Genomic DNA, 25901 nt, shown 5'->3' with positions numbered 1-25901 from the left:
TATTCGGGACAAACAGGGGTTAGAACAAGCTCTCCGTTAAGGAGCCTTTTTGCCGGTAGATCGTTGATCCTCTGTTTTCGCTTTCGGTGGCGGCGTCGATGAAGCCGACGCCTGAGAATCCGATGCCGCTGTTTTCTCACTCAGCGGCTTAAGCTGGAGTGTTGCGCTTCGCCCTTCTCCGTCACCGGATACAGCTTGATCCGAGACGTAGCCTTCTCCTGATGTTTGGCAATCCACCTTGAAGAAGGAGCAAGCCTCGACGGCATCCCGCAAGGATCGTCCAACCAAATTCGGCAATGGCATTCCATCCACAGGTTGCATTGCTACATAAATTCGTTGTGCAGACAAGATTTCTGTTCCTGCTTTCGGAAATTGGTCAACAACTTTATTGCCTTTGCCAAAGACCTCAAGTGATAGGCCGCTTTCTTTCGCAGTTGCCTTAGCACTTTCGGACGTTGATTCCGAGAAATTGGGAACCGTCAGCTTGTTCGCTTCCTTCGCCACCATCTTGGTTTGCTTATTGGACGCGACGCCCATATATTGCAGTGATTCTCCGACAATTTCTTTAAAAGCAGGCGCCAAAACCTGACCCCCCAAATGATAGTTGCCGCCTAGATCCGGCTGGTCCGCGATCAGGGTAACTAAGATTTGTGGATTTTCAACAGGGGCATAACCGATAAAGGAAATAACCCACGTATTCGGCGAGTACGTTTTTTCACCGGGACGAACGAGATTCGCAGTTCCGGTCTTTCCTGCTACCCGATAACCTTCCATATAGGCAAGCTTACCTGTACCAATCTCTTGGTCAGAGACAACTTGCTCGAGATACCCGCTTACTAGATTCGCTGTTTTTTCGCTAACCACTTGTCTAACCACTTTGGGTTCAAAAGATTGAATCGTTTTCCCGGTTTTCGGATCGACAATATCTTTGACAATATGAGGCCACATCAATTTCCCGCCGTTAGCCATTGCTGCATATGCGGCTGTTTGTTGAATAGCCGTAACCACAACTTTCCCTTGGCCATAAGTCGCTGTTGCGATTTCCGGCTTATATTTCATATCAACTAAACCCGAAACTTCATTGGGCATATCAATATTCGTTTTTTCCTCAAACCCAAATTTGGTAATATAATTTCTGAATTTGGGTTCAGTCAGTTTTTCTAAACCTAGCTTGACGAATGCCACGTTGCTTGACCGTTTCAATCCATCCAGAAAAGAGATCTTCCCCCAACCAACGTAATTGTGGTCATGAAGGACTCTGTCCGCTACCTGAATTTGTCCTGATTGGTACATCTCCGCAGGATTGAAAACACCTTCTTCAATTGCACCTGCTAGCGTGACCAGCTTGAACGTCGACCCTGGCTCGTAGCGTGAAGCCACAGCGCCATTTTTAAAATCAGCCTGATCCTTAATCGTCCAATACGTATTCGGGTTAAAGGTTGGCGTGTTCGCCATGCCTAATATTTCCATCGTTTGCGGATTAACGGCAATCGCCGTTAAGCTCTTGGGGTGCCACTTGTCGTTGACTTTCGCCAGCGCGCTTTCCAAATAGAACTGAATGTTCTTATCAATCGTAAGCCGTACGTTATTGCCATCAACCGCAGGTTTGAAATCAACCTTGGCGTCAGGCAGCTCAACGCCTTTTCCATCCTTTTCATAGCTTAGCATGCCAGGAATGCCCTTGAGTGTATCATTGAGCTTGAGCTCCAAGCCTAATGCGGCTTCCCCTTCTTTATTCGTGTAACCAAGAATATGCGAAGCTAGCGTTTGACCAGGATAATATCTTTTCTTCTCTTCTAAAATACTAATTCCCACATTCGCCCTGGTAGAGAGATTGAGCTTAGTTTGAAGCGTCTTGATCAGCTCACGTACCTTATCCGCTTTATCTTTATCAATTTTCCAGCCTTCATTCCTAATCTCCACATTGGCAGCAAAATCTGATCCATCCTGCTTCAATCTCGTTGCTAATTTCCTAATTTTATTAACAAGTTCCGGTTTCGTTTCTTCCGATTCTTTCAAAATCTCTGCTAGCCCCTGCACAATTGGTTCAGAAACCTTATAGCCATCTATCACTTTAGGGTTGAGAGCAATCGTATAAGCAGTTCCTTCTACGGCCAACGCCTTGTCATTTCTATCCATGATGGTGCCTCTGACAGGGGCAATAATCTTATCTGTCTCCCATCTAGTCTCCGCGCCTTTCAGCAGCCAAGACGCCTCTACCACTTGAATCCAATAGACTCTACCAACAAGGACAACAAAAAGAAGGGTGAAAAACCCTCCGATGAGTAAAGATCGCAGCTTAATTTTTTTCGTCATATCCATACCTGCCCGTTACGGTTTAGAAGCTGTTTTCGTATTTTTACTGCTGTTCGTGCTAGACTTCGACTTAGGAGGCGTCACTAGGCTAACTTGCTTCTCATCTTGTAAATTAAACCCGAGACGTGCGGCTTCCTCTTTTAAGCGATCTGGACTTTGCAGTTTTTCTACTTCTTGCTTCAAAGCGCTGTTCTGAGCTTGAATCTCGCGAATTTCATTTTGCATTTTTAGAATATTCGCGTTCATTTCATAGATAGCCGCGTAGCGCCAGATAATGACGCCAGCTACGATAACACATAACACGACTGTGAATAAATAAAGCATTTTCTCTTGTGTCGGCAATGACTTATTGCGATAAACAACCTTTGTTGTTTCTTTGATCTTAACCTTCTGCTTGGGTACAGCGCGTTTCTGATCGAGAGCCAAATTGCCTTGAATGTAAGATGGCATATCTTCGTTCCTCCCTTGGTTCAAAGCTTCTCTGCAATCCGCAGTTTTGCTGATCTCGCCCTCTGATTCACTTCAAGCTCATGCTCACTAGGTATGATCGGTTTACGCGTCACTAATTTGACAGTTCCTTTTTTCACGCATACGCAAAATGGAAGATCGGGAGGACATGTGCATTTCTCCACATTTTTCACGAAAAACTGTTTGCAAATACGATCTTCCAACGAGTGGAATGTTATCACTGCAACGCGCCCTTGCGGTGCAAGACAACGAACTGACTGTACTAACGCTTCTTCAAAAGCCCCTAACTCATCATTGACTGCAATGCGCAATGCTTGGAAGCTGCGCTTGGCCGGATGACCGCCGGTTCTTCTGGCTGCTGCTGGAATGCCTTCTTTTATTAACTCGACTAGTTCCCCAGTCGTTTCAATCGTTTTTTTGGTTCTTGCTTCGGCTATGACACCTGCAATTCGTCTGGAGAACTTCTCTTCGCCATACTCGAACAAAATGCGAGCTATTTGCTCTGGCGACCATTCATTGACGATCGTTTTGGCCGTTAATGCCGTTGTACGATCCATTCTCATATCAAGCTCTGCGTCATGATTGTAGCTGAATCCCCGGTCTCCATCATCCAATTGAGGAGAGGAAACACCAAGATCAAATAGGATGCCGTCAACCTGAGGGACGCCGTCCCGAAGAGCTCTAGGCTCGTTGCGGAGTACATTTTCCAAGTCTCTGAAATTGCTTTTTACAATTTTTACGCGATCCAGATAAGGAGCAAGAACCGTTTGAGCATTGGCTAATGCAATATCATCCTGATCCAAAGCAATCAACAAGCCATTGGGGCCTAGTTTAGATGCAATCAGGGAGCTATGACCTGCTCCTCCCATCGTACAATCCACATAAACACCATCCGGCTTTATATGTAAACCTTCAACAGATTCTTCCTTAAGTACAGTCACATGATGAAACACTTGTTGTCCTCCTAAGAGCTTTCTTTTGGGAAAACTCACTTCGTAAGTATCTATAAATCAAAATTGAAATCGACGAGTTTCTCTGCTATTTCATTAAAGGATTGTTCCGATTCATTGGCATAGCTTTCCCAAATTTGCTTACTCCAAATCTCAACTCGGTTAGAAACACCGATAACCACACAATCTTTCTCAAGCTTGGCATGATCAACGAGATTACCTGGAATGTTCGCTCTCCCTTGTTTATCAAGATCGCACTCCGTAGCTCCGGAGAAGAAAAAGCGGGTAAACGCCCTAGCATCGGATTTCATGAGCGGCAGCGCTTTGAGCTTCTGCTCAAGTATTGCCCATTCCGACTGCGGATAGACGAATAAACACTGATCCAAGCCGCGGGTGATAACAAAGGATTCTCCAAGGGCTTCACGAAATTTGGCGGGAATGATCATTCGCCCCTTTTCGTCGATGCTATGTTGATATTCACCCATGAACATAGCATGCGCGCCCCCTTTCCCTCCACTTTGTACCACTTTCCACCACTTTTTAATCATAATTCGCCAAAAATGAAAAAAATCCTGCTACGGGAGCAGGATTTTCAAAATTAATTTCAATTTTAGGGCGATTCGATGTCTTTTGTTTCTTGTTTCTCACCATCCAATGCGTTCAGCGAAGCATTTTGCGCTTTCAGCTCATTTCGCATCGCCAGTAATTCCCTATTTCTTTTACGTCTATACAACCAGATCGGCGTCCCAATCAACAAAGCAATTACAATAACAGGAAATGCTGCAGCCAAGAAAACAAGAATTCCCTGCATCACGGCAACAAGAACATTGAGACTGGAACTCCAAGCTTTGTGAACCCGTTCTTGAAGCGTTAATTGATTCGGATCAGCGAGCAGCGGCTTGTTTCCAGTTCGCTGATATATCCGCAGCTCAATTGTAGAGAACGCTACGTTCTGATCTAGATATCTCATTTGACCTTTAATCTGTTCAATCGTCTCCTGAACTTTGGAAAGCTCATTCGAGAAGGCCAGCAGATCATCCGTCTTCGATGCCTTTTCCATAAAGCTAAGCAAGCGGGCTTCAACCAGTTCTTTGGCTTTAAGGCGGGAACTTAGATCCACGTATTGTTCGGTCACATCCTGCCCCTGTACATTCCGTTGCAGCGACGGACTAATTTTCTCCAAACCGTCTAATAAGGAAACAAATCCGTTCGCAGCTACCTTAATCGTGTATGTACCGCCCCGCTCCCCCGTGTTGGCATTTTCAGAGAACTGCAGGATATAAGCGCCGCTTAATGTAACCAGGTCACGAAGCGCCGTTTGCGACTTGCTGTAATCCTCCACAGGCATAACCAAATTAGCACGATAAATTAACTTTCGGTTAAAACCTGCCGCTTCATCGCTTCCGATTGCCGGCATCACGCTAATCGATGCAGCATCCTTCGACTTCTCGGCAGCCAATTGTCCGCTTCCAGCTTGAGCAGCAGGCACAGCAGCAGCCTTATCTTCGGAGCGTTTGGCCATTTCAGCTTGTTTGCCATCCACATGCATTTGATCGCTCGTTTCGTTTGCCAACGACGACTTGGCTGTGTCGTTAACAGCTGAGCTGCAGCCGGACAAGAGGGCAACAACTAGGATACAAACGACGAATATATGCGACGTTGTCCACTTCCTCCCTTGCTTCCTCCTTCGCTCGCCCCCTTGCTTCCTTCCACCTGCTGTCAGCATTCCATACCTCTGCCCTTGCATTCGTCTGCTGTTCTCTTTACTTTTCAAGCCCCCCATGATAGCACCCCTCTTTTCCAAATATAGGTCGCACACCCTATAAACGGAGTGCGCCCAAGAAAAGTTGCATAGATGATTGCCCATTTGGAGCAACAACAAGAAATTCCAATCTTAAATGCGTGAATGCCATCCATCCACTCGAATGAAGCGGCTTCTTTTCTGGCTGACTCGATATTCCAATCTGGAAAGACCGGTTCTCTCATGGCAAGATGTCCCCCTTCTCACCGCCAACAGACAAAGTGACATTCTTAGTCAAACGGAAGACGAAGCCTATCTCCCCATTTCGGACACTTCCATCCTGGTGCACAGATACAGCAATAGCCAAAGCCTGCAAAAATGCAGGCTTTTCCGGCGAAATCAGCTGAAACACAGGAAAGCCTGCGATTATGCAGGCTTTTTAAGCGTTTCCCCCCCCTAATCAAGAAAAACCCTCAAAAACCTGCACAATCGCAGGCATTTATTGATTCGTGGCTTTCCAAGACCAAAAAGGATGCAGAATTGCAGGAAATCAGCAAAAAAAGCCTCCCAACCACCAAAGTGGATTGAAAGGCTCATCTTTATCGTTTAATGCTCAGCCCAGCTGTCTAAGTACATTTTTTGCTCTTCCGTCAAGAAATCAATACTAGTACCCAATGATTCCAGTTTGAATCTAGCCACCTGCTCATCCAAAACATAAGGAACATTTACAACGGTTTTACCCAACTTTTCATACTCATCGTTGACATATTTCAAGGACATCGCTTGCAGCGCGAACGTCATATCCATAATTTCTGCCGGATGTCCATCACCTGCAGCGAGGTTCACGAGACGACCTTCAGCAAGGACGTAGATTTTGCGGCCATCCGTCAATTGATATTCTTCAATATTGCGACGCACAGTACGTTTGGAAGAAGACATAGCCTCAAGTTCAGGTTTATTCACTTCTACGTCAAAGTGGCCTGCATTCGAAAGAATAGCTCCATCTTTCATAACTTTGTAGTGCTCTCCGCGAATAACATCGCGATTCCCTGTAACAGTTACGAAGAAGTCACCCAGCTTAGCCGCTTCTACCATTGGCATAACAGCAAAACCATCCATGTACGCCTCAACGCCTCTGATAGCGTCGATCTCTGTAACGATAACATTCGCGCCCAGACCCTTCGCACGCATCGCAACACCTTTACCGCACCAGCCGTAGCCGACAACAACAACGGTTTTGCCAGCCACAACCAAGTTCGTCGTACGATTAATGCCATCCCATACCGATTGCCCTGTTCCATACCGATTGTCGAACAAGTATTTACAGAAAGCATCGTTCACAGCAACCATCGGGAATTCAAGCTTCCCTTCTTTATCCATCGCTTTCAGACGCAGAATACCTGTTGTTGTTTCTTCCGCACCGCCGCGAACTTGCACAGCCAAATCCTTGCGTTCGGAATGTAGAATGGAAACCAAGTCGCCACCGTCATCAATGATAAGATCAGGTTTTGTTTCAAGCGCTTTAATCAATAATTCCTTGTACTCTTCCGGACTTGGATTATATTTGGCATATACAGTGATGCCGTCTTCCACAAGCGCCGCACAAACGTCATCTTGCGTTGAAAGCGGGTTGCTGCCTGTAATTGTAACTTCTGCTCCGCCAGCCTTAACCACTTTGGCTAGATAGGCCGTCTTCGCTTCTAGATGCAAAGAAATCGTCACTTTCAACCCTTTGAAAGGCTGCTCTTTCTCAAATTGCTCACGAATGCGATTCAAAACAGGCATATGAGCCTGAACCCAGTCAATCTTTAAATGTCCGTCTGGCGCTAAAGCCATATCAGTTACAATACTTTTGTCAACAGTTGTCATGGTCGATTCCTCCTATAAATAATAAACACGATGCAAACCGTCTACAGGTATTGCATTCTCCACTAAATCACGAAGCCAATCATTCCCATATCGGTTTAGATAAGCACACCCATTATACACTCTTTCTTGCGGCTTTGCTAACGGTAATATTGTTAGGCGTATGCGCTCCAATTGTCTAAGTGCTGCATCGAACTGCGCTTTATACGCTTCCCCTGCTTTGTGCTGAAGAAATTCGATCTGTTCAAGAATCTTTAAGAGATTCGTGTCCCCCAGCTTTTTGACACCGGGATTGATTGCAGCCAATGTTTCGACAAGCGGCGCGTAGCTCGCATGGAAATCCTTTTTCACAACATCGAAACGTTCGTTTAACTGCAGCGTATCTTGCGCATCCAGCCAAGCTTGTTTCTTTTGTTCAAAACGTTCAAGCACATCAGCAAAAGTGAACTCATATTTGTTCATTTGCTTATGAACGGTACCTTCGATGAGTGTAAACTCCAGCCGCGGCGCCAAGATGGGCATTTTCATGCCAAATTGTTCGAAAGCGTGTTTCGTTAACGCCCAGTAGGCAATTTCACCAGCTCCAAGAACCGTCGCCAGAACGGGGAATAGAAATTCCTGCATCAGCGGCCGCGTCATGACGTTATTGCTCAATTGTTCAGGCGTTGTCAAAGCCATATCAAGCAATTGCTCCTTAGTAAAGCGATGCTCATTCTTCTTATCCGCAAAGTAATTCCCCTCACGGTGCAAAAGCAGACGCTGCTCACCAGCAAAGACAAACAGATTAGCGCTTTCCTGCGTAATCTCCGCTTGAACGCCATAACCCGCTTGTGTGACCTCATCCTGACTTGTCAGCAGCGAGGCTGTCAAAGCTTCATTCTGAACGATTAATTGCTCAAACATGGATGCTTCCAGCGCACGCAGATTCGGCTCATCCGAATCTATGAGAACAAGTCCGTATTCGCCAAATAAAATGGCCATCCATCGTGCAAATGCATCGGATAAGGAAGCCTCGTCAACCACAGTCCTCTCTAGTTTTGTTAGCAAGGATGCTTTGAACTCCGTATCCATTAATGATTGATCCAAGGCGTTCAGTGCTTCTTTCCATGCTTCAGCCGTAAGCGGCAGTCTGCTGACTGATGTCCGTTTGCCTGTCGGATGATCCATCTTCACTTTCTCAATCTGCTGAGCTTGGGATAACATGTGTATATGATTGACTTCATCGAAATCATGGTCCTCGCCTGCAATCCAGAAAACAGGCACGACTGGGCGCTCCAATTTCGCGCTCCACTCACGCGCCAATTGAATAAGTGTAATCGCTTTGTACATGACCAAAAGCGAACCCCCAAACAAGCCGGCTTGCTGCCCCCCTACTATCGCGAGCGCATCCTTCCCTGCAAGTGCTTTAATCTGCTCGACAGCAGCCTGTGAGTTGCCAATACGTTCATTATAAGCTTGCAGCACTTCCACCAAGCGCCCGCGATCAGCCCGCAGCGAAGTGCCGCCTTCGTCCAACCAATCTACACGGGATTGCCAATCTTCTACGTTTCCAAAATGATACGGATATAATGCTTTTGCTTGATCCGATTGACCAATATAATCTTCCGCCAATATCTGATTTTTCTTCCAATGAAAAGTATCGATTTGCATAAGCTTTCTTGTGTCTCCTCTTCACAACAAATAAAACAGCTATTCTTTGATTGTACACGTAAGCCCCGAAATCGTCAAAACTGTATTTTTAAAAATTACAATTAAAATCCGAACAAGACAAAAAGCCGCCCCTAAGGGACGGCCGAGCAAATTAATACAAATGACAAGCAACAAAGTGATGTGGTTCCACTTCTTTGGTAGGCGGCATCGAATCTGCACATTTCGCCATTGCTTGCGGGCAGCGCGTACGGAACGGGCAGCCGCTTGGCGGGTTGAGCGGACTTGGCACGTCACCTTGAAGAATGATACGCTCACGCGTACGTTCAATCTCTGGATCCGGGATCGGAATAGCCGAGAGCAATGACTGCGTATAAGGATGAAGCGGCTTCGCATAAAGATCATCGGATGTCGTAACTTCAACAAGGTTGCCCAAGTACATAACACCGATACGATCAGAAATATGCTTTACCATCGCCAAGTCATGCGCAATAAACAAATAAGTCAAACCCATTTCTTTTTGCAATCTTTTGAACAGATTAACAACCTGAGCTTGAACAGATACGTCCAAGGCCGAGATCGGCTCATCCGCGATAATAAATTTAGGTTCAATCGCCAAAGCACGGGCAATCCCGATACGCTGGCGTTGGCCGCCGGAGAACTCATGCGGGAACCGGCTGGCATGCTCATCATTCAAACCAACAGCACGCAGCAATTCCATCACGCGTTCTTTGCGTTTAGCCCCTTTGTATAGACCATGGATATCAATGCCTTCTGCAATGATATTACCAACGGTCATACGCGGGTTCAAGGAAGCGTACGGATCTTGGAATACCATTTGCATATTCCGATTAAAATCCTTCAGCTTCTTGCCTTTCATCTTGTGAACATTTTCGCCATCGAAAATAACTTCGCCTTCCGTGACGTCATACAGATTGATAATCGTACGTCCAGCTGTCGATTTCCCGCAACCAGATTCCCCAACGAGACCAAAGGTTTCACCCCGATTGATTTCTATCGAGAAATTGTCGACGGCCTTAAGCACCTTGCCATTGCCAAGATTAAAATGCTTCTTCATATTGCGAATTTGCAAAATAGGTTTATTGGACATGTTGATGACCTCCTACTCCTACAGGACGTTCAACTTTCGGTGCATCAGGATGCAACAGCCAGCACGCGGAGCTGTGAGTCTCCGAAAGCGTTGTATGCTCCGGATCTTCCTCCAGGCAATGATTCATGGCGTATGGACATCTGGCTGCAAAAGCACACCCTTTTGGAGGTGCAAATAGATCTGGCGGCGTACCCGGAATCGGGACAAGCTCTTCATTACTATTCGTATCCAAACGAGGCACCGAGCGAAGCAAGCCCCATGTATAAGGATGCTGTGGATCGTAGAAAATTTCGTCTACAGTCCCTTGTTCGACAATTTTACCTGCATACATAACAACGACACGCTGTGCCATATCTGCAACGACACCAAGATCATGTGTAATTAAGATAATAGAAGAGTCCGTTTTCTCCGAAATGGTCTTCATCAAATCAATGATTTGCGCTTGAATTGTAACATCCAGAGCAGTCGTCGGCTCATCGGCAATTAGCAACTTAGGCGAACAAGCCAGTGCGATTGCAATCATGATACGTTGTCGCATACCACCAGAAAGCTCATGCGGATACTGATGAATACGTCCTTCCGGCGAGTTGATCCCAACTAATTTAAGAATCTCAATCGCTTTCTCTGTTGCCGCTTTTCTGCTCAAACCTTCATGCTTGATCAAACCTTCTGTGATCTGATCGCCGACTTTCATCGTTGGGTTGAGTGATGTCATTGGATCTTGGAAAATCATGCCGATTTCGGATCCGCGAATTTTCTCCATTTGCTTGTTGGAAAGCTTTGTAATATCACTTTTCCCATCGAACAGGATGGAGCCACTCTTTATATAGCTAGGCGGAGTAGGAATTAAACGCATGAGCGTTTGTGCCGTAACGGATTTACCGCAGCCGGATTCACCTACAATCGCCAACACTTCACCTTTTTTCAAAGAAAAAGATACGCCGCGAACAGCTTGGACTTCTCCCGCATAGGTTTGGAAAGAAACCCTTAAATCTTTAACTTCAAGTAAATTGTCTTTGATGCTCATCATTATTCACCCCTTCTTACTTGCGCATTTTCGGATCAAGTGCGTCGCGAAGCCCGTCGCCAAGGACGTTAAAGCTTATTAGAATCAAACTGAAAACAATGGTCGGGACAATTAAACGGTATGCATATAAACGCATAACATTAGCACCGTCGGATAATAAGTTACCCAGTGAAGCCAGCGGCGGTACAACGCCTAGTCCAATAAAGCTTAAGAAAGCTTCCGTAAAGATCGCAGATGGGACAACGAACGTAATTTGTACGATGATGATGCCCAACGCATTCGGAATTAGACTGCGCATAATAATTCTCAGCGGAGAAGCACCTAATGTACGGGAAGCAAGAACAAATTCCTGCTCTTTCAATGTCAACATTTGACCCCGCACTAGACGAGCCATGGGAACCCAGCCCGTAATACTGTAGGCGATGATGATCGAGGAAATCCCTGATCCGATAACCATAATCAAGAGAATCGCGATCAACAAGAAAGGAATCGCATAAACGATCTCAATCGTACGCTGCATAACTTCATCGACTTTCCCGCCGTAGTAGGCAGAAATACCACCATAGATAACACCAACCACTAAATCGATCAATGCCGCGGTAATACCGATGAAAAGGGAAATTCGTGTGCCTACCCAGACACGCGTCCACAGATCGCGTCCAAAATCATCTGTTCCAAACCAATGATCAGCGCTTGGCATTGCGTTTTTCAACTTTAAGTTTTGTGTCTGATAATCGTAGCTAGAAACAAGAGGCGCAATAATCGCTAATAGGATTAAAGCTGCCAATATAATTAAGCCAGCCATAGCCAGTCTATTTTTCTTAAGTCGTCTCCATGCGTCCTGCCAGTAATTGAGCGAAGGTCTTAAAATTCTATCGCCAGTTAAAGATGTTTTCGATACGGGAGCAAACTTAAAGTTAGCCTCAGATGTGTTATTTGGAGTTTGCATCAATTATTTCCCGCCTTTCCCAAGACGAATTCTAGGGTCAACAAAACCGTACGCTACGTCAGTAAGGAATACTACTAAAATTAGAATAGCTGAGTAAAAAATGGTTAATCCAGAAATCATCGTGTAGTCATTGGAAGTAACCGAGCTTACAAAGTGTTTCCCCAAGCCTGGCACTGAGAAAATTTGCTCTACAACGAGTGTACCTGTGATGACGTTTACAAATATTGGGCCGATAATTGTGATAACCGGGAGAATCGCATTCCGAACTGTATGTTTAACAACGACGGTAAGATTGGATAAACCTTTGGATTTCGCCGTTTTAATATAATCTTGATTCAGTACATCCAACATGGACGTTCGCATCAGACGGGCTAGAATCGCAATGGTACCAAAAGAAAGCGCGAGTGACGGTAAGATGACGTATTTGGGTCCTTTCCATAATCCTGCAGGAAGTATGCCCCATTTAACGCCAACATAATAAGATAAAAGTGGCCCTAGAACGAAAGACGGGATAGATACACCCAAAATCGCAATGAACATCGCTGTATAGTCGCCTGCTTTGTTATGCTTCAGTGCCGCGATAATACCTAATGTTAAACCTACTACGATAGCAATAGCAATGGAAATTAAACCAAGCTTCAGTGAAGAAGGAAATGCTTGTTTAATAATATCCGTAACTTTGTGAGCCGGGAATTGAAATGAAGCTCCTAGATCGCCATGGATGATGTTGTTCATGAAAGTCAAGTACTGTTCCCATAATGGCTTATCCAAGCCATATTGCTTCAACAACATCTCTTTCGTAGCTTTAGGAATCCGTTCGGCGCCTTCTCCAAGTGGATTACCTGGTAAGTTTTTCATCAATACGAAAGTAAATGATGCAATTAGCCATAACGTAATAAGCGCGTATAAGAAACGGCGAAGAATGAACTTAACCATATTGCTCCTCCTTTATTAAAATTAACTCTTGAGAAATTTAGAAGAGGCCGCTCCCACGAGGTGCGAACGGCCTCTTCTTTAACTAATCACAGTCCGAACTTAGATTACTTGATAGATGTCCATTTCAATTCCCACTCTTGTCCAAATGATGGAAGAATCAAGCCGTTTACATTATCTTTTTTCAAGTAAGCACGTGTACGGAAGTAAAGTGGTGCTACACCTTGATCATCCATAAGGATTTTCTCAGCATCGATCATCGCTTTGGAACGCTTGGCAGCATCAACTTCGGTTTGAGCGGATTTGACCAGCTTATCGTATTCTGGGTTGCTGTAGTCGCCTTCGTCAAACTCTCCACCTGTTACCCACATATCCAAGAACGTCATTGGATCGTTGTAATCCGCGCCCCATAGGGAAAGTACGATTTCGAAATCTTTTTTGGAGGAAAGCTCAATACGCAGAGCATGTGGAACTGGGTTCGCAACAGCTTCGTATCCAAGATTTTCTTTCCATTGTGCAAGGATGAACTCAAGTGATTTTTTCGCAGTTTCAGTATCATCTGCATTCACTTTCATTTTTGGAAGAGCTGTTAAGCCAGCTTCTTTCAAACCTTCTGCAAGCAATTGTTTTGCTTTCGCTGCATCGAACTTCGGTTGTGTTTCGCCAGCCGATTTACGGAAGTCTCCGCCGTTGCCGTCAGAAGTACCACCTGGTACAAGCCCTGTGGAAGCTACAGATCCGTTAGCCAGAACCGTATCTACATAAGCTTGACGGTCGATCGCCATACCCAAAGCTTGGCGAATCTTCTTGTTAGCTAATGCTGGAACTTTTTTCGTTTGGTACATCAGGTAAGAGTTCGTCAACTCTGGTTTAGGCAGGTTGTCTGGTTTACCTTTGTACAGTTTCAATTGATCGCGGTTGATTTCTGTCAAATCAGCTGCGTCTGTTTCATATAGGTTCAGACCTGTATTGGTATCTTTAACGATGTTAGCTGTAACTTTTGTAAGCTTCACGTTAGCAGCATCCCAATATTTATCGTTTTTAACAAGTTCAAGTGTTTGACCGTGATCCCATTTGCTCAGAACGAACGGACCCGCACCAATAACTTTATCAACTTCAGCGCCGTATTTGTCACCAGCTTTAGTAACGAAATCTTCTCTTTGCGGGAAGAAAGTTGCGAAAGCAAGCAATTGTGTAAAGAAGGCTACCGGTTTTTCAAGTTTAATTTCAAGCTGTTTATCGCTAATAGCTTTTACGCCAAGAGCATCTTGTGCCGTTTTAACTTCTTCAGGCGTTTTTGCTTTAGTAACTGCTTCTCCACCTTTAATCCAAGCAACGATGAAGCTGTATTGAGCTTTTGTGCTAGGATCAAGTGTACGTTTGAAGGAATATACGAAATCTTGTGCTTTAACAGGCTGTCCATCTGACCAAGTTGCGTTATCACGAATGTCAAACGTATATGTCAGACCATCTGCGGAGATTTTCGGGAAATCTTTGGCAAGTGCTGGAGTAGCCTTCCCATCTTTATCTGTACGATAAAGTCCTTCGTTAAATGCGGCAAGGAACGTGAATGCAGCATTTGCTGTTGTTTTGGAGCTATCCATGATTGGAGGCTCAGCTGTAAAATTGATTTTCAGTTCTTGCGGTTTGTTGGAAGCTGGAGCTGACGTACCTTTCGTGTCCCCAGGAGATGTTGAAGGATTTTCCTCTTTTTTAGCACAACCAATTGCTACACTACCCATCAGGGTTAATGCTACTGCTGTTGAAACCCACTTCGTCGCTTTCATAAAACTCCTCCTTTAAAATTATGTATATCTAGACATCTATGGCTAGGTGTGTTTGAGAGTTATTATTACATAAACTTTACACCATGAACCCAATAATAAAATGAAACCGCTTCAAACATGTTAGGATATCTTACGCAAAGCTATGGTAAAAAAAATTACTAGACTCTACGCAAGGAATTATAACATATTACCAAAGATTGTCCAGAATTAATTTACCTTTGTAAGAATAATGTTATAATCATATAAGGCGGAAATGCGCCTCACGGATTCTAATTATACAACCATCGGTCAATAAAATCTAGACGAAATTCATTGTTATTTTCTACAAATCTTCAATAAATATTACAAAGATCATAGAAAAAAATGAATTTTTCTTCCCATTCGCATGAATAACGGGAGACTACGTCAAGAAAATATAGTTTTTCCCGACATGCAGAAAAAACAATAAAATATAAAGTGCCGAAAGCCCCAGAAAGCTAAGTCTCCAGACTACCCTGCTTACCCGCATTAAATCCGTTTTGCCTTTGAGATTCGTTTGATAGCCGCCAATAATGCCAAAAGCAATAAGCAGAACGAGCGCGATTAACCAGAACCCAAAATTCGTATGGAACAATTGATTCCACATCAAAGAAACAGACCCCAGCAAAAAGAACGTCGTCACATCCATCGTTAATCGCGTTGTCATCTTCTTATCCCGAAGAAAAACATAAACGAGGAGCCACAAAAGGATAAACGTAATAAATGGCGCAACAGCCAATAGGGCATATAAATTCATAAACCAGCTGGACAGCAGTTTCCACATCAGAGACACCTTCTTATTCTAGAGCTTTGACGATTTGATAAACCGTTTGGTGCGTTGGAAGCTTAAGATTCAGCGACTTCGCCATCTCCAGAAGGCTTCCGTTAATCCGATCTATTTCAGTTGTACGAGCATGAAGTATATCTTGGAGCATCGAGGAATGGTTCTTTGCAGTAGCCGCGCAGACATCAAGAATGGTGTTCCACAATGTGTCAGGAAGCCGCACAGCTCTGGCCTCAGCTAACACAAGTGCTTCTCGATATAAGCTTTCCATCAAGCTTAGCGACCAGGTTGAATGCAGCAGTTCGCCATTTTGCACACGCATTATGGCTGTTAGAGGATTAATGACCGCGTTGATGATCAGCTTGCTCCATATTCTTACATCCATGTTGTTCGACATCTCTGCCTGAAATCCTGCCTTCTGAAGCAGCTCCACCAACAAAATATGAGATAATTGACCTAAACCCTCCTCCTGATTTAAAGGTCCTAGGAATGTAGTGCCCGCCCCGGTATGCGCGACAGCTGTCAGACCCTCTCGTCTAGCCCCTTCTGTCGTGATCGCCATCAGCAATCTATTTGGACTTATGGCGCTTTTCAACATTTCTTCATGGCCAATACCATTCTGAAAACTAACCAAATAAGTGCTTTCATTCATTTGCGCTTTCACATAAGCAACAAGTTTCTCAGTGATGGAAGGTTGTTTGACCATGAGAAAAAGGTAATCATACGATTGTTTCAAAGACCCCGTGAATTCCGCTTCTTCTATATAGTAGTTAAATGTTATTGACGCGTTATTACCATTTCGCTTCTCTTTATCTGCACCTATGAGCGCAATCCCCCGTGCAGTCAACTCCTCAGCTTGCTCTCTCGTTCTTGCAATGACGGTTATATGTTCACATAAAGCCGCTAGCTTGGCAGCATATAATAGTCCCAAAGAGCCTGCCCCTACAATCATAATACGCATTACTTCAACCCCTCTCGTCCCAAACTCCATTATAACCAACAAAAAAGCCCCAGTCCAAGGGTTCACCTTGATCTGAAGCTTCCGGCTAAAGTCATACAACTAGTCTACTCTACTCTTTCTAAATTTCCGTTTGCATCCATTTTGAAACGCGGCTTCTCCTCTTCCTCTTCTTCCACTAAAAAGGCCATTTTACGCGCCCGATCCATAATCTGAATCAGCGCTTTATAATCATCATTGACGACACGGTAGTCGGTTTCCACTTCATTGACTTGTTTGTTCAGCTTATTGTTTTCTCTTCCAAGCCTATCTAATTCATCCTCTTTGTCCTGCAGCTCTTTTTCCAAGTTTTTGATATGGCGATTCATATCTTGATATGTGCTTCGCCATTGTCTCAAAAAGCGGATGACAGCATCAATGGATAACGTCTCTTCGGTAAAAGTTTCTGTTTTACCCGTTGATAAATCCGGATTATCCAGCAATCCAATCGAGGATGCGCCTGAAATAGAAACCGCGGCATGCTTCTTAAGCTGTGTTCTTTTCTGACGCTGCGCTTTGGCAATTTGAATGGCTGCCTCATATTTCTTCCGTACAAAGCTGTTCCAACGAAAACCGCAGGCGGCTGCTGTACGTCCAATGCGTTCCCCAACTTCCTCAAACGCAGATAATTGCGTGCTTCCTTCTCGGATATGACGCAGTGTCACCTCCGCTAAGATCAAGTCGTCTTCATCGCTCCAAGCATCTTGTCTAATTGCCGACATAAGGTCAAACCTCCTAACATAATGTACAGATACATCTAACTGAAAGCTTCTGGCTCGCAGGAACATTACCGAGCTTGCTTCCAAAGTGAATAAAGAAGAATCAATTCGTAGATAACAGGTATAAATTGATTCGTGCCATTAGTACTATTTCTATGCCCGTACTAGAGTTCATAGAATCTATTTGATACTAAATGGTATTGCCAAATTTTTTGACACTCATACATGGGATTCCGATAAAAAGGCATACTACTACTATCTGATGAAATGTTTTGAATTTCGTCACCGTTTGACGGTTTACACGGTTCAGTTCAAAAGGTATAATGTGTTGTAGTTAAAGTGCAACGTGGTACGAGAGGGGGATGTAACGAGAATGGATCGCATGTTTCGGGTTCTAGGTTTTTGGACACTTGTTATCGCGCTGATGAGCTTAGCAGGCGATATGATACCTATGTCTCTAATTTTCTTTTTTCAAACAGCCGTATTCGTTATTCTAGGCTATATGCGCTTGTCAGAACGTACCTACATATTGTTGTTCTGGGGATATATGATTATTTCCTTCAGCGGATTTACGTACTGGTCATTTTTCAAAATGTCAATCTAATTCCCTTAACCTTAACAACAAGCAAAAAGGTGACCCGCCCCGCGGATCACCTTTTTTTCATGGCTATAAGCACTTTGAACAGCTCGCTCATCTGATCGCTTAATAAAAGCTGCCTAATAGCACGATTTCGTTTGGAGACGTCACTGAACGGATTCGGATCATAATGGTCCTGCAGCCTCTGCAATATCCCTTGCTCCACCAAAAACTCACGCTGCGTCTGAATTGTAATGGGTGCAAATCCCTGCTGCCGCGCAGCCCGTTCACAAGCACTAAAGTTCACATGAGCGGTTATATCCTGCTCCCCTTGATGAATCCACGGATTGTCATGCGCTTGATGCTGGCGGTAGCACATCAATGATCCTTGGAAGCGGTGAGCTGCGTAAAGCTCGGTATCGCTGTCTCCATAGTCAATCACAATGCAGCATCCGCTCGCCATACGTTGACCCACATTTGCTATCCAACGATCGGCAGCAAGATTAATCTCCCCAATTTGCCCGTCCAGCCATTGAACTTCAATATGAGTTAGATAGTCTACTATATGTTCGGATTGCAATGGACGCCAAATTTCTTGGAAAACCTGCTCTGTTTCTTGCCAGCTTACATAGGACTCCTGAAAAGCGGAATCCTTGTAACGAATTCGATGAACAGGAAAGGCATCCAGAAGCTCATTTGCAACTACATAGACATTCTCTTGAGGTTCTTCTACAAGCCACTCTGCCGCATCGGTAAATCTAAGCTTCGAGGAATGCGCCTGAAGCGCCGCGCGCTGCAGCTCTCGATGATATGCGCTCGATTCAATCATCGTGTAGGTTACCCGCTCATATACAGCTGGAGTCATTCTTTTCAACTCATCCAAAAGGTGCAGAGCTAAGCGCCCAGCCCCTCCACCCCATTCCACAATGTGAATGGCTTCATGCTCAGAATAATCCGCAGGCAGCTCCTTGCAAATGCATGCTGCGATCATTTCACCCATGATAGAACCGATTGATGAGCTTGTATAAAAGTCGCCTTGCTTGCCAATCTTCGGATTTTCATTCCGATAATAACCATGAGGCTCGTTATAGAGACAAATATCCATATAATCGCGAAATGTGACAGCTCCGCTGCCGTCCGATTGGATAGCCGTGAGCAAAGTCTTCACCACATCCGGGTGTCCAAGCTGATTTTTTAAATTCAATAGGAGCCCTCCAATTGTTTACTTACAGACAAACCTATAGGAAACCATTATAATAAAGTAGGATTATGGAAGGAGAGACAGATTAGCATGTCAAAGAAGTGGATCACCTTAACAGCAGTAACAGCGATCAGCCTCATATCGCTCACAGCTTGTACTGACAACACCAAAGTTAAAGAAGCCTTGGAGCAATCTCTGAGCAAACAAAAAGAAATGACCTCTTATACGTTTGAAGGGGGTACCACGTTATCCATAAGCGATGGCCTGATGAAGTCTTCCAACCCTTTAACGAATGGCCTGCTGTCTTTGTTCAAAGAGAGCACGATCGATTGGAAAGGGATTAGCAACCTGGAGCCGCTGCAATTCCAAACGGACTTAAAAATTACGCCTAAGGGATCTACGTCGCCTTTTGAGATACCAATTCTCATTAAAGATAACAAATTGTATTTTAATATGCCAGCACTAAATAAGACTGCTGATGAGTTCTATGCCATTGATATGCAGCAAATGAGCCAAGCCGGCAAAAGCCCGCTTTCCTTGGATACTTTGAAAAATACGTCTCAGTTGTCTACTACGCTTGGCAATCTTGTATTTAGCGGGATTGACGCCAAATGGTACAAAGAAGCCAAAGATCCCGTCAAGCTGAAAGACGGCTCTTCCGCCAAATCCATTAGCGTGGAGCTTACCAGCAAAAACGAAAAAGAGGTCAATACTGCACTGCAAGCCAAGCTGCCTGAGTTTATTGGCACATTACAAAATAACGGTTTGCTGACAGCCGCTCAAGCCGAAGACTTCAAAAAAACACAACTTAACGGCATTCAGCTTAAAGCGCCAAGTAAATTAGTAGTCGCTATTGACGATAAAGGTTTTATTCGTGATCAAACCGTTGATATCAACTTTTCACTGACTACGGATGGCAAGTCGCAGGACAATCACATTCTTCTTCATCAAACCTACGATGCTATCAACCAAGCTTCCCCACTGACAAGAGAAGTACCTAAAAACGCGAAAAATTTCAACGAAATTCTTAAGCTTATTGCACCAGCGAAGAAATAGAAGTAAGCCCAATACTTGCCTCTTCCCCAGAGGTAAGTATTTTTTTGTGCTTCATTTAATAGAAATATGATAATCTGTTCATAGGGGGAGAATTCGTTCGATGAAATATAAATTTGCACTTTTACTATTGTCCTTGCTTTTATTCACACAATTCACGCTGCCTTTCTATCCCGTCTTAGCGGAAGAACCGCGTTCTGCTTCCGATGAAGCCAAAGAACTCGTACAGAAAGGACTTACCATTTTTGAAATTGACAAAGAGGTTAGCCGATTAAATGAGCAGGACGCCAAAATCGTCGTTCAAATCGGGCAAAATGAACAAGATATCGTCAAGCAGACTAACCATGTCGACAGTACAAGGAAGCATGCCGGCAAAGTGATGAGGGCTTACTATACAGGCGATCGGGATTCAATTTGGATGCTGCTGTTCAGCGTAAGATCCTTCTCAGACGCACTGCGCATGTTTGAATACCTGCAAATGATCATCACGAATGATCAACGCGCTCTATCGGCTTTCACCGATTCGTTCAACAGGTTAAAAAGCCTAAAAACAGAACTAGAAACGTCGCGAACCGAGCTTCAGGCGACCAAAGAGAAATTCCTTCTTCAGCGGGAACGTCTCGTCACCCTTCAAGCGGAGTTGGACAAACAATTGGCCGTCAGCGCGCAAGGACAAGTCATCCAAACTCAGATTAAAAATTTAAATGAGCAGTGGAAACAAGAAGGTGTTCCTTTATTCAGGGAATATCTAACTAACTTGGCTATAGCCTTCCGCGAGCTTCCACAATACGTAACCAAAGAAAATAAATTCATGGACCTGTCCTCCATTAAAAATCCGGTTATCACCATCAGCGACACCGATTTCAATTCATACATTCACGAAAAAGACAACTTGCTGCAAGATCTGAATTTCACTTTTACCGATGGGCACATTATGGCCAAAGGTAAAAAAGATCAAATCGAAGCGTCCTTAGAAGGAAAGTTTATTTTGAAAGAAAATCCAGATATGAATGAAGTCCGTTTCGTCGTCGATAAGCTTGAATTCAACGGCTTCCAGCTTCCTGACACAACAATTGAGGATTTCACCAAAGAATTTCAACTTGGCTTCGTCCCCAAAAAAATGGTCAGTTACCTCGATGTCGTTAGCGTCGAAACCAAAAATGGCGTCGCAGTTGTGAAACTTAAATTATCCTTGTAAACTAGCATGGACTACTAACCAAAGTGAGGAATACCCATGGAACCCAAAATCGGTCTATTAATGGACCTGCCGGATGATAAACTCCCCGGATTGTTTGCACAGATTGACAAAGCACTTGCAGGCAAAGCTGACGTATTTGACCGCGACAAAGAAATGCTTATTGTTAGCCAGGAAGTACAGAAGTTAGCCGCCTTAGCGGTTATGACAGAATTGAACATCCAAACAGATTCCATGGCACTGCGACTGCTGCCAAGTAACGCCGAATTAACGGATCTCTTCAGTGATTACGGGTTTACGAGCCCATTAGAAAATAACTATTAGTCGTATCCTTCCGCTTCACAACGGACAGTCCACAAGCGGAAGTTGACCAAGCCGCTCTTCAGATCGAAGAGCATCTGCTTGCCCTGTACAAGGATGACCAAGACCGCGAAGTATTTGTTGTCGATCGTCAGCTGGAAGAGCTGATGAAAGGCATCGCCAAAGCGTATCGCAGCCGTATTGAGATCCTTGCTTAGCATCGTGTGAAATATACAAACACTAAAACACAAACAGGCGAATATCCATCCAATGATGAATATTCGCCTGTTTGTTATGGTTTTCTTTAGGTTGAGCCGGCCTTTTGGGCTGGCTCAGCTTACTTTTGCTGGCTGGCAGCCTCTTCCGAGGCTGAGACTGCCTTTTGGAGCGGGTTCGATGCTTTTTCTCTGCTGAGCCGGCCTTTTGGGCGGGCTCAGCTTACTTTTGCTGGTTGGCAGCCTTTTTCCGGGGTTGAGACTGCCTTTTTGGCAGGCCCGGGGCGGGTTCGATGCTTTTCACCTGCTGAGCCGGTCTTTTTGGCCGGCTCAGCTTAATTATGCTGGCTGGCAGCCATTTTCCGGGGTTGAGACTGCCTTTGGGGCTGGCTCGGGGCGGGTTCGATGCTTTTCACCTGCTGAGCCGGTCTTTTGGGCTGGCTCAGCTTACTTTTGCTGGCTGGCAGCCTTCTTCCTGAGCTGAGAGACTGCCTTTTTGGCAGGCTCGGGGCGGGTTCGATGCTTCTTCCCTGCTGAGCCGACCTTTTCGGCAGGCTCAGAGCGGGCTCGGATGAAGCTTTTGCATGTTTTAGAGCAAATCTGCCGCAAGCTGAGCCAAATGCGAACGCTCACCGCGCTCAAGCGTAATATGTCCGCTGATTCCTTCTTGTTTGAACCTTTCGACCACATAAGTCAGACCATTGCTGGAGGCATCCAGATAAGGATGATCAATTTGGTCCGGGTCGCCGAGCAGAACGATTTTACTACCTTCTCCTACACGAGAAACGATTGTTTTCACTTCATGCTTCGATAAGTTCTGAGCTTCATCGATAATGATGAATTGTCCGGGAATGGAACGTCCACGAATGTACGTAAGTGCTTCTACTTGAATACTGCCGAGTCCGGCGAGTATTTTTTCAATGTCTCCAGGTTTTTTTGTGTCAAACAAATATTCCAGATTATCATAGATCGGCTGCATCCACGGACGCAGCTTTTCATCTTTTTCACCAGGCAGATAACCAATATCTTTGCCCATTGGCACAACTGGCCGAGCAATTAACAACTTCTTGTATTTGCGGTCATCCTCAATCTTCATAAGTCCAGCAGCCAACGTCAGCAGGGTCTTGCCTGTACCCGCTTTCCCAGTCAGGGTGACGAGCGGGATATCGTCATTGAGCAGGAGCTCAAGAGCCATGCGTTGCTGCGCATTCCGCGCGGCAATTCCCCAGATGGGATCATTGCTCATAAAGAGCGGTTCCAGTTTTTTGGCGTCTGTCGTCACTTTCAGCAAGGCTGATTTGGAAGACCCAAGCTCATCCCGCAAGATGACAAACTCATTCGGATGCAGCATATAGTTGAGATTAAGAGAGGTCACCGTCAAGAAGCGGTACGAATAAAATTCATCAATCACCGAAGGATGAACAAAAAGGGTGATATATCCCGTATACATATCCGTTTGTGCGACGATACGATCCGTTAAATAATCTTGGGCAGGGATACCTAGCACATCTGCCTTAATACGAACTAATGTATCTTTACTTACGATCACGACCGGTCTCGGAAGTTCATTCTCCTGCTCTTCCAAATGATAATTGAGCGCGACCGCTAGAATTCGGTTATCGTTCGTTAATTCAGCAAAAGTATCTTGCAGCTTCGCAAAGCTGCGATGATTGAGCTCCACTTTAATGCTGCCGCCATGCTCTAGTGTAATACCGTCCGATAAGTTGCCTTTGGTTCTGAGGCCATCCAGCAATCTAGAGACATGCCTTGCATTACGGCCAATTTCTTCCGCATTTCGTTTCTTCGAATCGATTTCCTCCAACACCACGGCGGGTATGACTACTTCATTATCTTCGAATGCGAATAAAGCATTAGGGTCCTGAAGCAGTACATTGGTATCTAACACGTAAATTTTTTTCATTGGTGTGTCCCCTCCCAGATTTGGCGTTAGATCATTGGTTATATTTGATGATACATACAACCTAGCTGTGCAGGACAAACTAAACGCGAGATTTGAGGAAAGGATCGATTCTAGTGAGACTATTGTACGTATGTTCGTTGGTACTGGCCCTCGCGGCTGGATGTAGTCAAGCGCCGAAAAGTGGTGCCCCCTCTCAAGATACAAATCAAAAACAAGTTAAAGTTCAACAAATTGCCCCGCAAAAGCTCGAGATAAAAGATTCAAAAGCTGTTGCACAGCGGTTGGAGCAGTTAGCCACCAGCATCCCGCAGGTTGAGAGCGCACATTGCGTTGTCTTCGGCAATACCGCTGTCGTTGGCATTAACATTAATAAGGAACTGGATCGAGCCAAAGTCGGTACGGTCAAATACTCCGTAGCCGAGGCGCTCAAGAAAGATCCTTACGGCGTGAATGCAATCGTAACAGCCGATATGGATTTGGATCAACGGCTGCGCAACATCCGGGACAACATCCAAGCTGGCAGGCCGATTACCGGGTTTGCTGAACAAATGGCTGATATCATGGGCCGTGTGATGCCACAGCTGCCTCGTGATATTCGCAATCCATCGAATAATCAAGGACCCAATGACGCGAATCCAGCAGGAAATCCTAACCCGTAATTCGCGGTAAGATAACAAAAAGCCTGACTGCATGAGCGCAGATCTAGGCTTTTTTTATCGCAACAAAAACTTGGCCGGGCATGTTTACCATTACGCGGCTCGTGCAAGTTTTCTCATATTCAGGTTTAATCATCATGTGGGCGCGCTCAATCATTTGCTCCGGCAAAGCTGGGATGTGTTCAGCCATATCGTCTGCGCCTCCTACTAAGGTGGTTGAAAACGATCCTTACACTTACAGTATAGCATAGCCGGTGGCAAGCGTTCCACCCATATGTATCTATTTTCGGCGCATGTGAACACTCCTTTTTAACCCAGATATACCTTATTGTACGTCTGATTCAAAAAGTTATGAACAAATTGTCCTTATTGATTATTGTAAATCGGATTGGAATTAATATCATCCAACAGCTTCTCCGCGGATTCCCGGTCAAAGCTTTGTTTGCTGGAAATGCCGTCTTTCTCGTAGGCAATGTGAATCTTCTGACGGTCGGTTTCATTCACAAGCTCGAGATGCTGAACACCATGATCTTCACGCAAAATAAGCGCAAAAAAGTCCAATGTCTCTTTGGCGGCTTCATCGTCCGGCCTTGCTTGATGAACAATATGCATTTGGAGCCAATTGAAAAAAGTATCCTGGAGATTCAAATTAATATCCATCCTCTCTGAGAATAATAACGTCGCAGCCAGCTTCTATCCAGCGCAACCATTGTTGTTTCCACTGGACATCGTGGTCTTGGTCGTCCCAATCGATATCCGAAATGGATGAAACCAGTTCCCACGTTTCCTGACGCGTAAGGAGACAGTCCAGAAAAGCCTCTGCGCAATGGGAGAGATGGTAAGGATCTCCATTAAATACAATGTCCTCTAACTCCGATAAATCCAATTCTACGAGCTCTGAACCACATACGTCTTCATCATCACTAAGCAGCAGACCCGCCTTGAACATAGGCAGCAATCGTGGATGCTTCCTGCTTGCGATAAGGCGAAAAGCTTCCAAGTCGGCAAGCGGCGTGCAATGAATTCGCTCAGATCCTAGAATCAGAGGTGAATAGCCTAGAATAGGCGTTAACCAGTATCGCGTCATTAGTACCCCCGTCTTCCCTTAGAGAAAAGTTCGTTTAGGTAGGTCGATTCCCGCTTCTTTTCTCAATAAAGTAACGAATTCGCACAAGAAACATCAATGAAATCGCTACCGTCAAACAAAGCACAATCGGCAGGCCGACCAGTTGAAATCCTAGCAGCATCACAGATCCAAGCGCCATCAAAACATAGATGAGAGCTGTTTTGAGAACCGGGAGCTTGCGCGTACGGAAAACCTTGTTATACACATAAGACATAAATATAAAGATTAATAGATACGTGATGTAAATGTGATTACCAAACCATTCATTCAAGGCAGTCATCCAACATACACTCCATTCCATTTCCAAAAAATAAAGTCTACATCATTATCGCTCATACGCCCAA

The 25901-nt window shown here is 44.8% G+C and carries 28 protein-coding genes; 5 read left to right on the top strand and 23 right to left on the bottom strand.

Annotated elements, in window-relative coordinates; genetic code table 11:
• Positions 1-36 precede the first annotated feature (36 nt).
• The 16 genes from BC351_RS35580 to BC351_RS35510 form a co-directional block, all read right to left on the bottom strand.
• The gene (locus tag BC351_RS35580) at positions 37-2316 is read right to left on the bottom strand and encodes a penicillin-binding transpeptidase domain-containing protein (protein ID WP_079420029.1); all 2280 of its coding nucleotides are present in this window, start codon (positions 2314-2316) and stop codon (positions 37-39) included.
• Between the two features lie 15 nt (positions 2317-2331).
• Positions 2332-2766, bottom strand: a complete 435-nt coding sequence (ftsL2, locus tag BC351_RS35575; protein ID WP_079420026.1) for a cell division protein FtsL — start codon at positions 2764-2766, stop codon at positions 2332-2334.
• A 20-nt stretch (positions 2767-2786) separates the two neighbouring features.
• A complete protein-coding gene (gene rsmH, locus BC351_RS35570) occupies positions 2787-3737 on the bottom strand; it encodes a 16S rRNA (cytosine(1402)-N(4))-methyltransferase RsmH (RefSeq protein ID WP_079420024.1) in 951 nt (316 codons plus the stop codon).
• A 50-nt stretch (positions 3738-3787) separates the two neighbouring features.
• Positions 3788-4225: a division/cell wall cluster transcriptional repressor MraZ gene (gene mraZ / locus BC351_RS35565; RefSeq protein ID WP_079420022.1), complete on the bottom strand. Its 438-nt coding sequence runs from the start codon at positions 4223-4225 to the stop codon at positions 3788-3790.
• A 119-nt stretch (positions 4226-4344) separates the two neighbouring features.
• Positions 4345-5517 (bottom strand): DUF4349 domain-containing protein, encoded by a 1173-nt coding sequence (locus tag BC351_RS35560; protein WP_158082344.1) that lies wholly within the window; start codon positions 5515-5517, stop codon positions 4345-4347.
• Positions 5518-5716: 199 nt separating this feature from the next.
• A complete protein-coding gene (locus BC351_RS42555; protein ID WP_158082343.1) occupies positions 5717-5887 on the bottom strand; it encodes a hypothetical protein in 171 nt (56 codons plus the stop codon).
• A gap of 194 nt (positions 5888-6081) precedes the next feature.
• Positions 6082-7344, bottom strand: coding sequence for an adenosylhomocysteinase (locus BC351_RS35555; RefSeq protein ID WP_079420017.1), 1263 nt, complete (start codon positions 7342-7344; stop codon positions 6082-6084).
• Between the two features lie 12 nt (positions 7345-7356).
• On the bottom strand, positions 7357-8991 hold the full coding sequence (bshC, locus tag BC351_RS35550) for a bacillithiol biosynthesis cysteine-adding enzyme BshC (protein WP_079420014.1): 1635 nt from the start codon (positions 8989-8991) through the stop codon (positions 7357-7359).
• Between the two features lie 151 nt (positions 8992-9142).
• Positions 9143-10099, bottom strand: a complete 957-nt coding sequence (locus BC351_RS35545) for an ABC transporter ATP-binding protein (RefSeq protein WP_079420012.1) — start codon at positions 10097-10099, stop codon at positions 9143-9145.
• Positions 10089-11129: an ABC transporter ATP-binding protein gene (locus BC351_RS35540; RefSeq protein WP_079420009.1), complete on the bottom strand. Its 1041-nt coding sequence runs from the start codon at positions 11127-11129 to the stop codon at positions 10089-10091. Before BC351_RS35540 ends, BC351_RS35545 begins: the two co-directional genes overlap by 11 nt.
• Before the next feature lie 13 nt (positions 11130-11142).
• On the bottom strand, positions 11143-12075 hold the full coding sequence (locus BC351_RS35535; protein WP_079420504.1) for an ABC transporter permease: 933 nt from the start codon (positions 12073-12075) through the stop codon (positions 11143-11145).
• A 3-nt stretch (positions 12076-12078) separates the two neighbouring features.
• Positions 12079-13011: an ABC transporter permease gene (locus BC351_RS35530; RefSeq protein WP_079420007.1), complete on the bottom strand. Its 933-nt coding sequence runs from the start codon at positions 13009-13011 to the stop codon at positions 12079-12081.
• A gap of 104 nt (positions 13012-13115) precedes the next feature.
• A complete protein-coding gene (locus BC351_RS35525) occupies positions 13116-14795 on the bottom strand; it encodes a peptide ABC transporter substrate-binding protein (protein WP_079420005.1) in 1680 nt (559 codons plus the stop codon).
• Positions 14796-15195: 400 nt separating this feature from the next.
• Positions 15196-15597 (bottom strand): DUF3397 domain-containing protein, encoded by a 402-nt coding sequence (locus BC351_RS35520; RefSeq protein ID WP_079420003.1) that lies wholly within the window; start codon positions 15595-15597, stop codon positions 15196-15198.
• A gap of 13 nt (positions 15598-15610) precedes the next feature.
• On the bottom strand, positions 15611-16558 hold the full coding sequence (locus tag BC351_RS35515) for a ketopantoate reductase family protein (RefSeq protein WP_158082342.1): 948 nt from the start codon (positions 16556-16558) through the stop codon (positions 15611-15613).
• 104 nt (positions 16559-16662) lie between these two features.
• On the bottom strand, positions 16663-17316 hold the full coding sequence (locus BC351_RS35510; RefSeq protein ID WP_079419998.1) for an RsfA family transcriptional regulator: 654 nt from the start codon (positions 17314-17316) through the stop codon (positions 16663-16665).
• A 370-nt stretch (positions 17317-17686) separates the two neighbouring features.
• Between BC351_RS35510 and BC351_RS35505 the strand changes: the two genes are divergently transcribed.
• On the top strand, positions 17687-17917 hold the full coding sequence (locus tag BC351_RS35505; RefSeq protein WP_028558057.1) for a DUF2626 domain-containing protein: 231 nt from the start codon (positions 17687-17689) through the stop codon (positions 17915-17917).
• 46 nt (positions 17918-17963) lie between these two features.
• Here the strand turns inward: BC351_RS35505 and BC351_RS35500 are convergent, their stop codons facing one another.
• Entirely contained in the window at positions 17964-19094 is a 1131-nt protein-coding gene (locus BC351_RS35500) for a class I SAM-dependent methyltransferase (protein ID WP_244209287.1), read from the bottom strand.
• Positions 19095-19181: 87 nt separating this feature from the next.
• Between BC351_RS35500 and BC351_RS35495 the strand changes: the two genes are divergently transcribed.
• The 3 genes from BC351_RS35495 to BC351_RS35485 all read left to right on the top strand — a co-directional run bounded on the left by BC351_RS35495 (position 19182) and on the right by BC351_RS35485 (position 21663).
• Positions 19182-20147 (top strand): hypothetical protein, encoded by a 966-nt coding sequence (locus BC351_RS35495; protein WP_079419995.1) that lies wholly within the window; start codon positions 19182-19184, stop codon positions 20145-20147.
• Positions 20148-20247: 100 nt separating this feature from the next.
• On the top strand, positions 20248-21342 hold the full coding sequence (locus tag BC351_RS35490; protein ID WP_079419992.1) for a coiled-coil domain-containing protein: 1095 nt from the start codon (positions 20248-20250) through the stop codon (positions 21340-21342).
• 36 nt (positions 21343-21378) lie between these two features.
• On the top strand, positions 21379-21663 hold the full coding sequence (locus tag BC351_RS35485) for a hypothetical protein (RefSeq protein WP_079419989.1): 285 nt from the start codon (positions 21379-21381) through the stop codon (positions 21661-21663).
• On the opposite strand, the gene BC351_RS35480 is transcribed toward BC351_RS35485, so the two are convergent.
• Complete coding sequence (locus tag BC351_RS35480; protein WP_144028632.1) at positions 21660-21890, bottom strand: hypothetical protein; 231 nt, start codon at positions 21888-21890, stop codon at positions 21660-21662. The genes BC351_RS35485 and BC351_RS35480 overlap by 4 nt on opposite strands.
• 553 nt (positions 21891-22443) lie before the next feature.
• Positions 22444-23775, bottom strand: a complete 1332-nt coding sequence (locus tag BC351_RS35470; RefSeq protein WP_079419980.1) for a PhoH family protein — start codon at positions 23773-23775, stop codon at positions 22444-22446.
• 113 nt (positions 23776-23888) lie between these two features.
• Between BC351_RS35470 and BC351_RS35465 the strand changes: the two genes are divergently transcribed.
• Positions 23889-24434: a YhcN/YlaJ family sporulation lipoprotein gene (locus BC351_RS35465; protein WP_079419978.1), complete on the top strand. Its 546-nt coding sequence runs from the start codon at positions 23889-23891 to the stop codon at positions 24432-24434.
• Positions 24435-24477: 43 nt separating this feature from the next.
• Here the strand turns inward: BC351_RS35465 and BC351_RS42550 are convergent, their stop codons facing one another.
• The 4 genes from BC351_RS42550 to BC351_RS35450 form a co-directional block, all read right to left on the bottom strand.
• The gene (locus tag BC351_RS42550; protein ID WP_158082341.1) at positions 24478-24621 is read right to left on the bottom strand and encodes a hypothetical protein; all 144 of its coding nucleotides are present in this window, start codon (positions 24619-24621) and stop codon (positions 24478-24480) included.
• 176 nt (positions 24622-24797) lie between these two features.
• On the bottom strand, positions 24798-25079 hold the full coding sequence (locus tag BC351_RS35460; protein WP_079419976.1) for a hypothetical protein: 282 nt from the start codon (positions 25077-25079) through the stop codon (positions 24798-24800).
• Between the two features lies 1 nt (position 25080).
• Positions 25081-25518: a hypothetical protein gene (locus tag BC351_RS35455; protein ID WP_079419974.1), complete on the bottom strand. Its 438-nt coding sequence runs from the start codon at positions 25516-25518 to the stop codon at positions 25081-25083.
• Positions 25519-25552: 34 nt separating this feature from the next.
• Entirely contained in the window at positions 25553-25837 is a 285-nt protein-coding gene (locus BC351_RS35450) for a YlaH-like family protein (protein WP_420851030.1), read from the bottom strand.
• Positions 25838-25901 lie beyond the last annotated feature (64 nt).

Source organism: Paenibacillus ferrarius (assembly GCF_002027705.1).
Lineage (GTDB): Bacteria > Bacillota > Bacilli > Paenibacillales > NBRC-103111 > Paenibacillus_E > Paenibacillus_E ferrarius.
Note: the sequence above shows the minus strand (reverse complement) of the source record. Positions and strands in the feature narration are given on the sequence as shown.

Bases quoted from the DNA above. Each gene is read 5' to 3' on its own strand.
- BC351_RS35580 (WP_079420029.1), bottom strand. From the start codon at position 2,316: ATGACGAAAAAAATTAAGCTGCGATCTTTACTCATCGGAGGGTTTTTC.
- ftsL2 (WP_079420026.1), bottom strand. From the start codon at position 2,766: ATGCCATCTTACATTCAAGGCAATTTGGCTCTCGATCAGAAACGCGCT.
- mraZ (WP_079420022.1), bottom strand. From the start codon at position 4,225: ATGTTCATGGGTGAATATCAACATAGCATCGACGAAAAGGGGCGAATG.
- BC351_RS35560 (WP_158082344.1), bottom strand. From the start codon at position 5,517: ATGGGGGGCTTGAAAAGTAAAGAGAACAGCAGACGAATGCAAGGGCAG.
- BC351_RS35555 (WP_079420017.1), bottom strand. From the start codon at position 7,344: ATGACAACTGTTGACAAAAGTATTGTAACTGATATGGCTTTAGCGCCA.
- bshC (WP_079420014.1), bottom strand. From the start codon at position 8,991: ATGCAAATCGATACTTTTCATTGGAAGAAAAATCAGATATTGGCGGAA.
- BC351_RS35545 (WP_079420012.1), bottom strand. From the start codon at position 10,099: ATGTCCAATAAACCTATTTTGCAAATTCGCAATATGAAGAAGCATTTT.
- BC351_RS35540 (WP_079420009.1), bottom strand. From the start codon at position 11,129: ATGATGAGCATCAAAGACAATTTACTTGAAGTTAAAGATTTAAGGGTT.
- BC351_RS35535 (WP_079420504.1), bottom strand. From the start codon at position 12,075: ATGCAAACTCCAAATAACACATCTGAGGCTAACTTTAAGTTTGCTCCC.
- BC351_RS35530 (WP_079420007.1), bottom strand. From the start codon at position 13,011: ATGGTTAAGTTCATTCTTCGCCGTTTCTTATACGCGCTTATTACGTTA.
- BC351_RS35525 (WP_079420005.1), bottom strand. From the start codon at position 14,795: ATGAAAGCGACGAAGTGGGTTTCAACAGCAGTAGCATTAACCCTGATG.
- BC351_RS35520 (WP_079420003.1), bottom strand. From the start codon at position 15,597: ATGTGGAAACTGCTGTCCAGCTGGTTTATGAATTTATATGCCCTATTG.
- BC351_RS35515 (WP_158082342.1), bottom strand. From the start codon at position 16,558: ATGCGTATTATGATTGTAGGGGCAGGCTCTTTGGGACTATTATATGCT.
- BC351_RS35510 (WP_079419998.1), bottom strand. From the start codon at position 17,316: ATGTCGGCAATTAGACAAGATGCTTGGAGCGATGAAGACGACTTGATC.
- BC351_RS35505 (WP_028558057.1), top strand. From the start codon at position 17,687: ATGGATCGCATGTTTCGGGTTCTAGGTTTTTGGACACTTGTTATCGCG.
- BC351_RS35495 (WP_079419995.1), top strand. From the start codon at position 19,182: ATGTCAAAGAAGTGGATCACCTTAACAGCAGTAACAGCGATCAGCCTC.
- BC351_RS35490 (WP_079419992.1), top strand. From the start codon at position 20,248: ATGAAATATAAATTTGCACTTTTACTATTGTCCTTGCTTTTATTCACA.
- BC351_RS35485 (WP_079419989.1), top strand. From the start codon at position 21,379: ATGGAACCCAAAATCGGTCTATTAATGGACCTGCCGGATGATAAACTC.
- BC351_RS35470 (WP_079419980.1), bottom strand. From the start codon at position 23,775: ATGAAAAAAATTTACGTGTTAGATACCAATGTACTGCTTCAGGACCCT.
- BC351_RS42550 (WP_158082341.1), bottom strand. From the start codon at position 24,621: ATGGCTGAACACATCCCAGCTTTGCCGGAGCAAATGATTGAGCGCGCC.
- BC351_RS35455 (WP_079419974.1), bottom strand. From the start codon at position 25,518: ATGACGCGATACTGGTTAACGCCTATTCTAGGCTATTCACCTCTGATT.
- BC351_RS35450 (WP_420851030.1), bottom strand. From the start codon at position 25,837: ATGACTGCCTTGAATGAATGGTTTGGTAATCACATTTACATCACGTAT.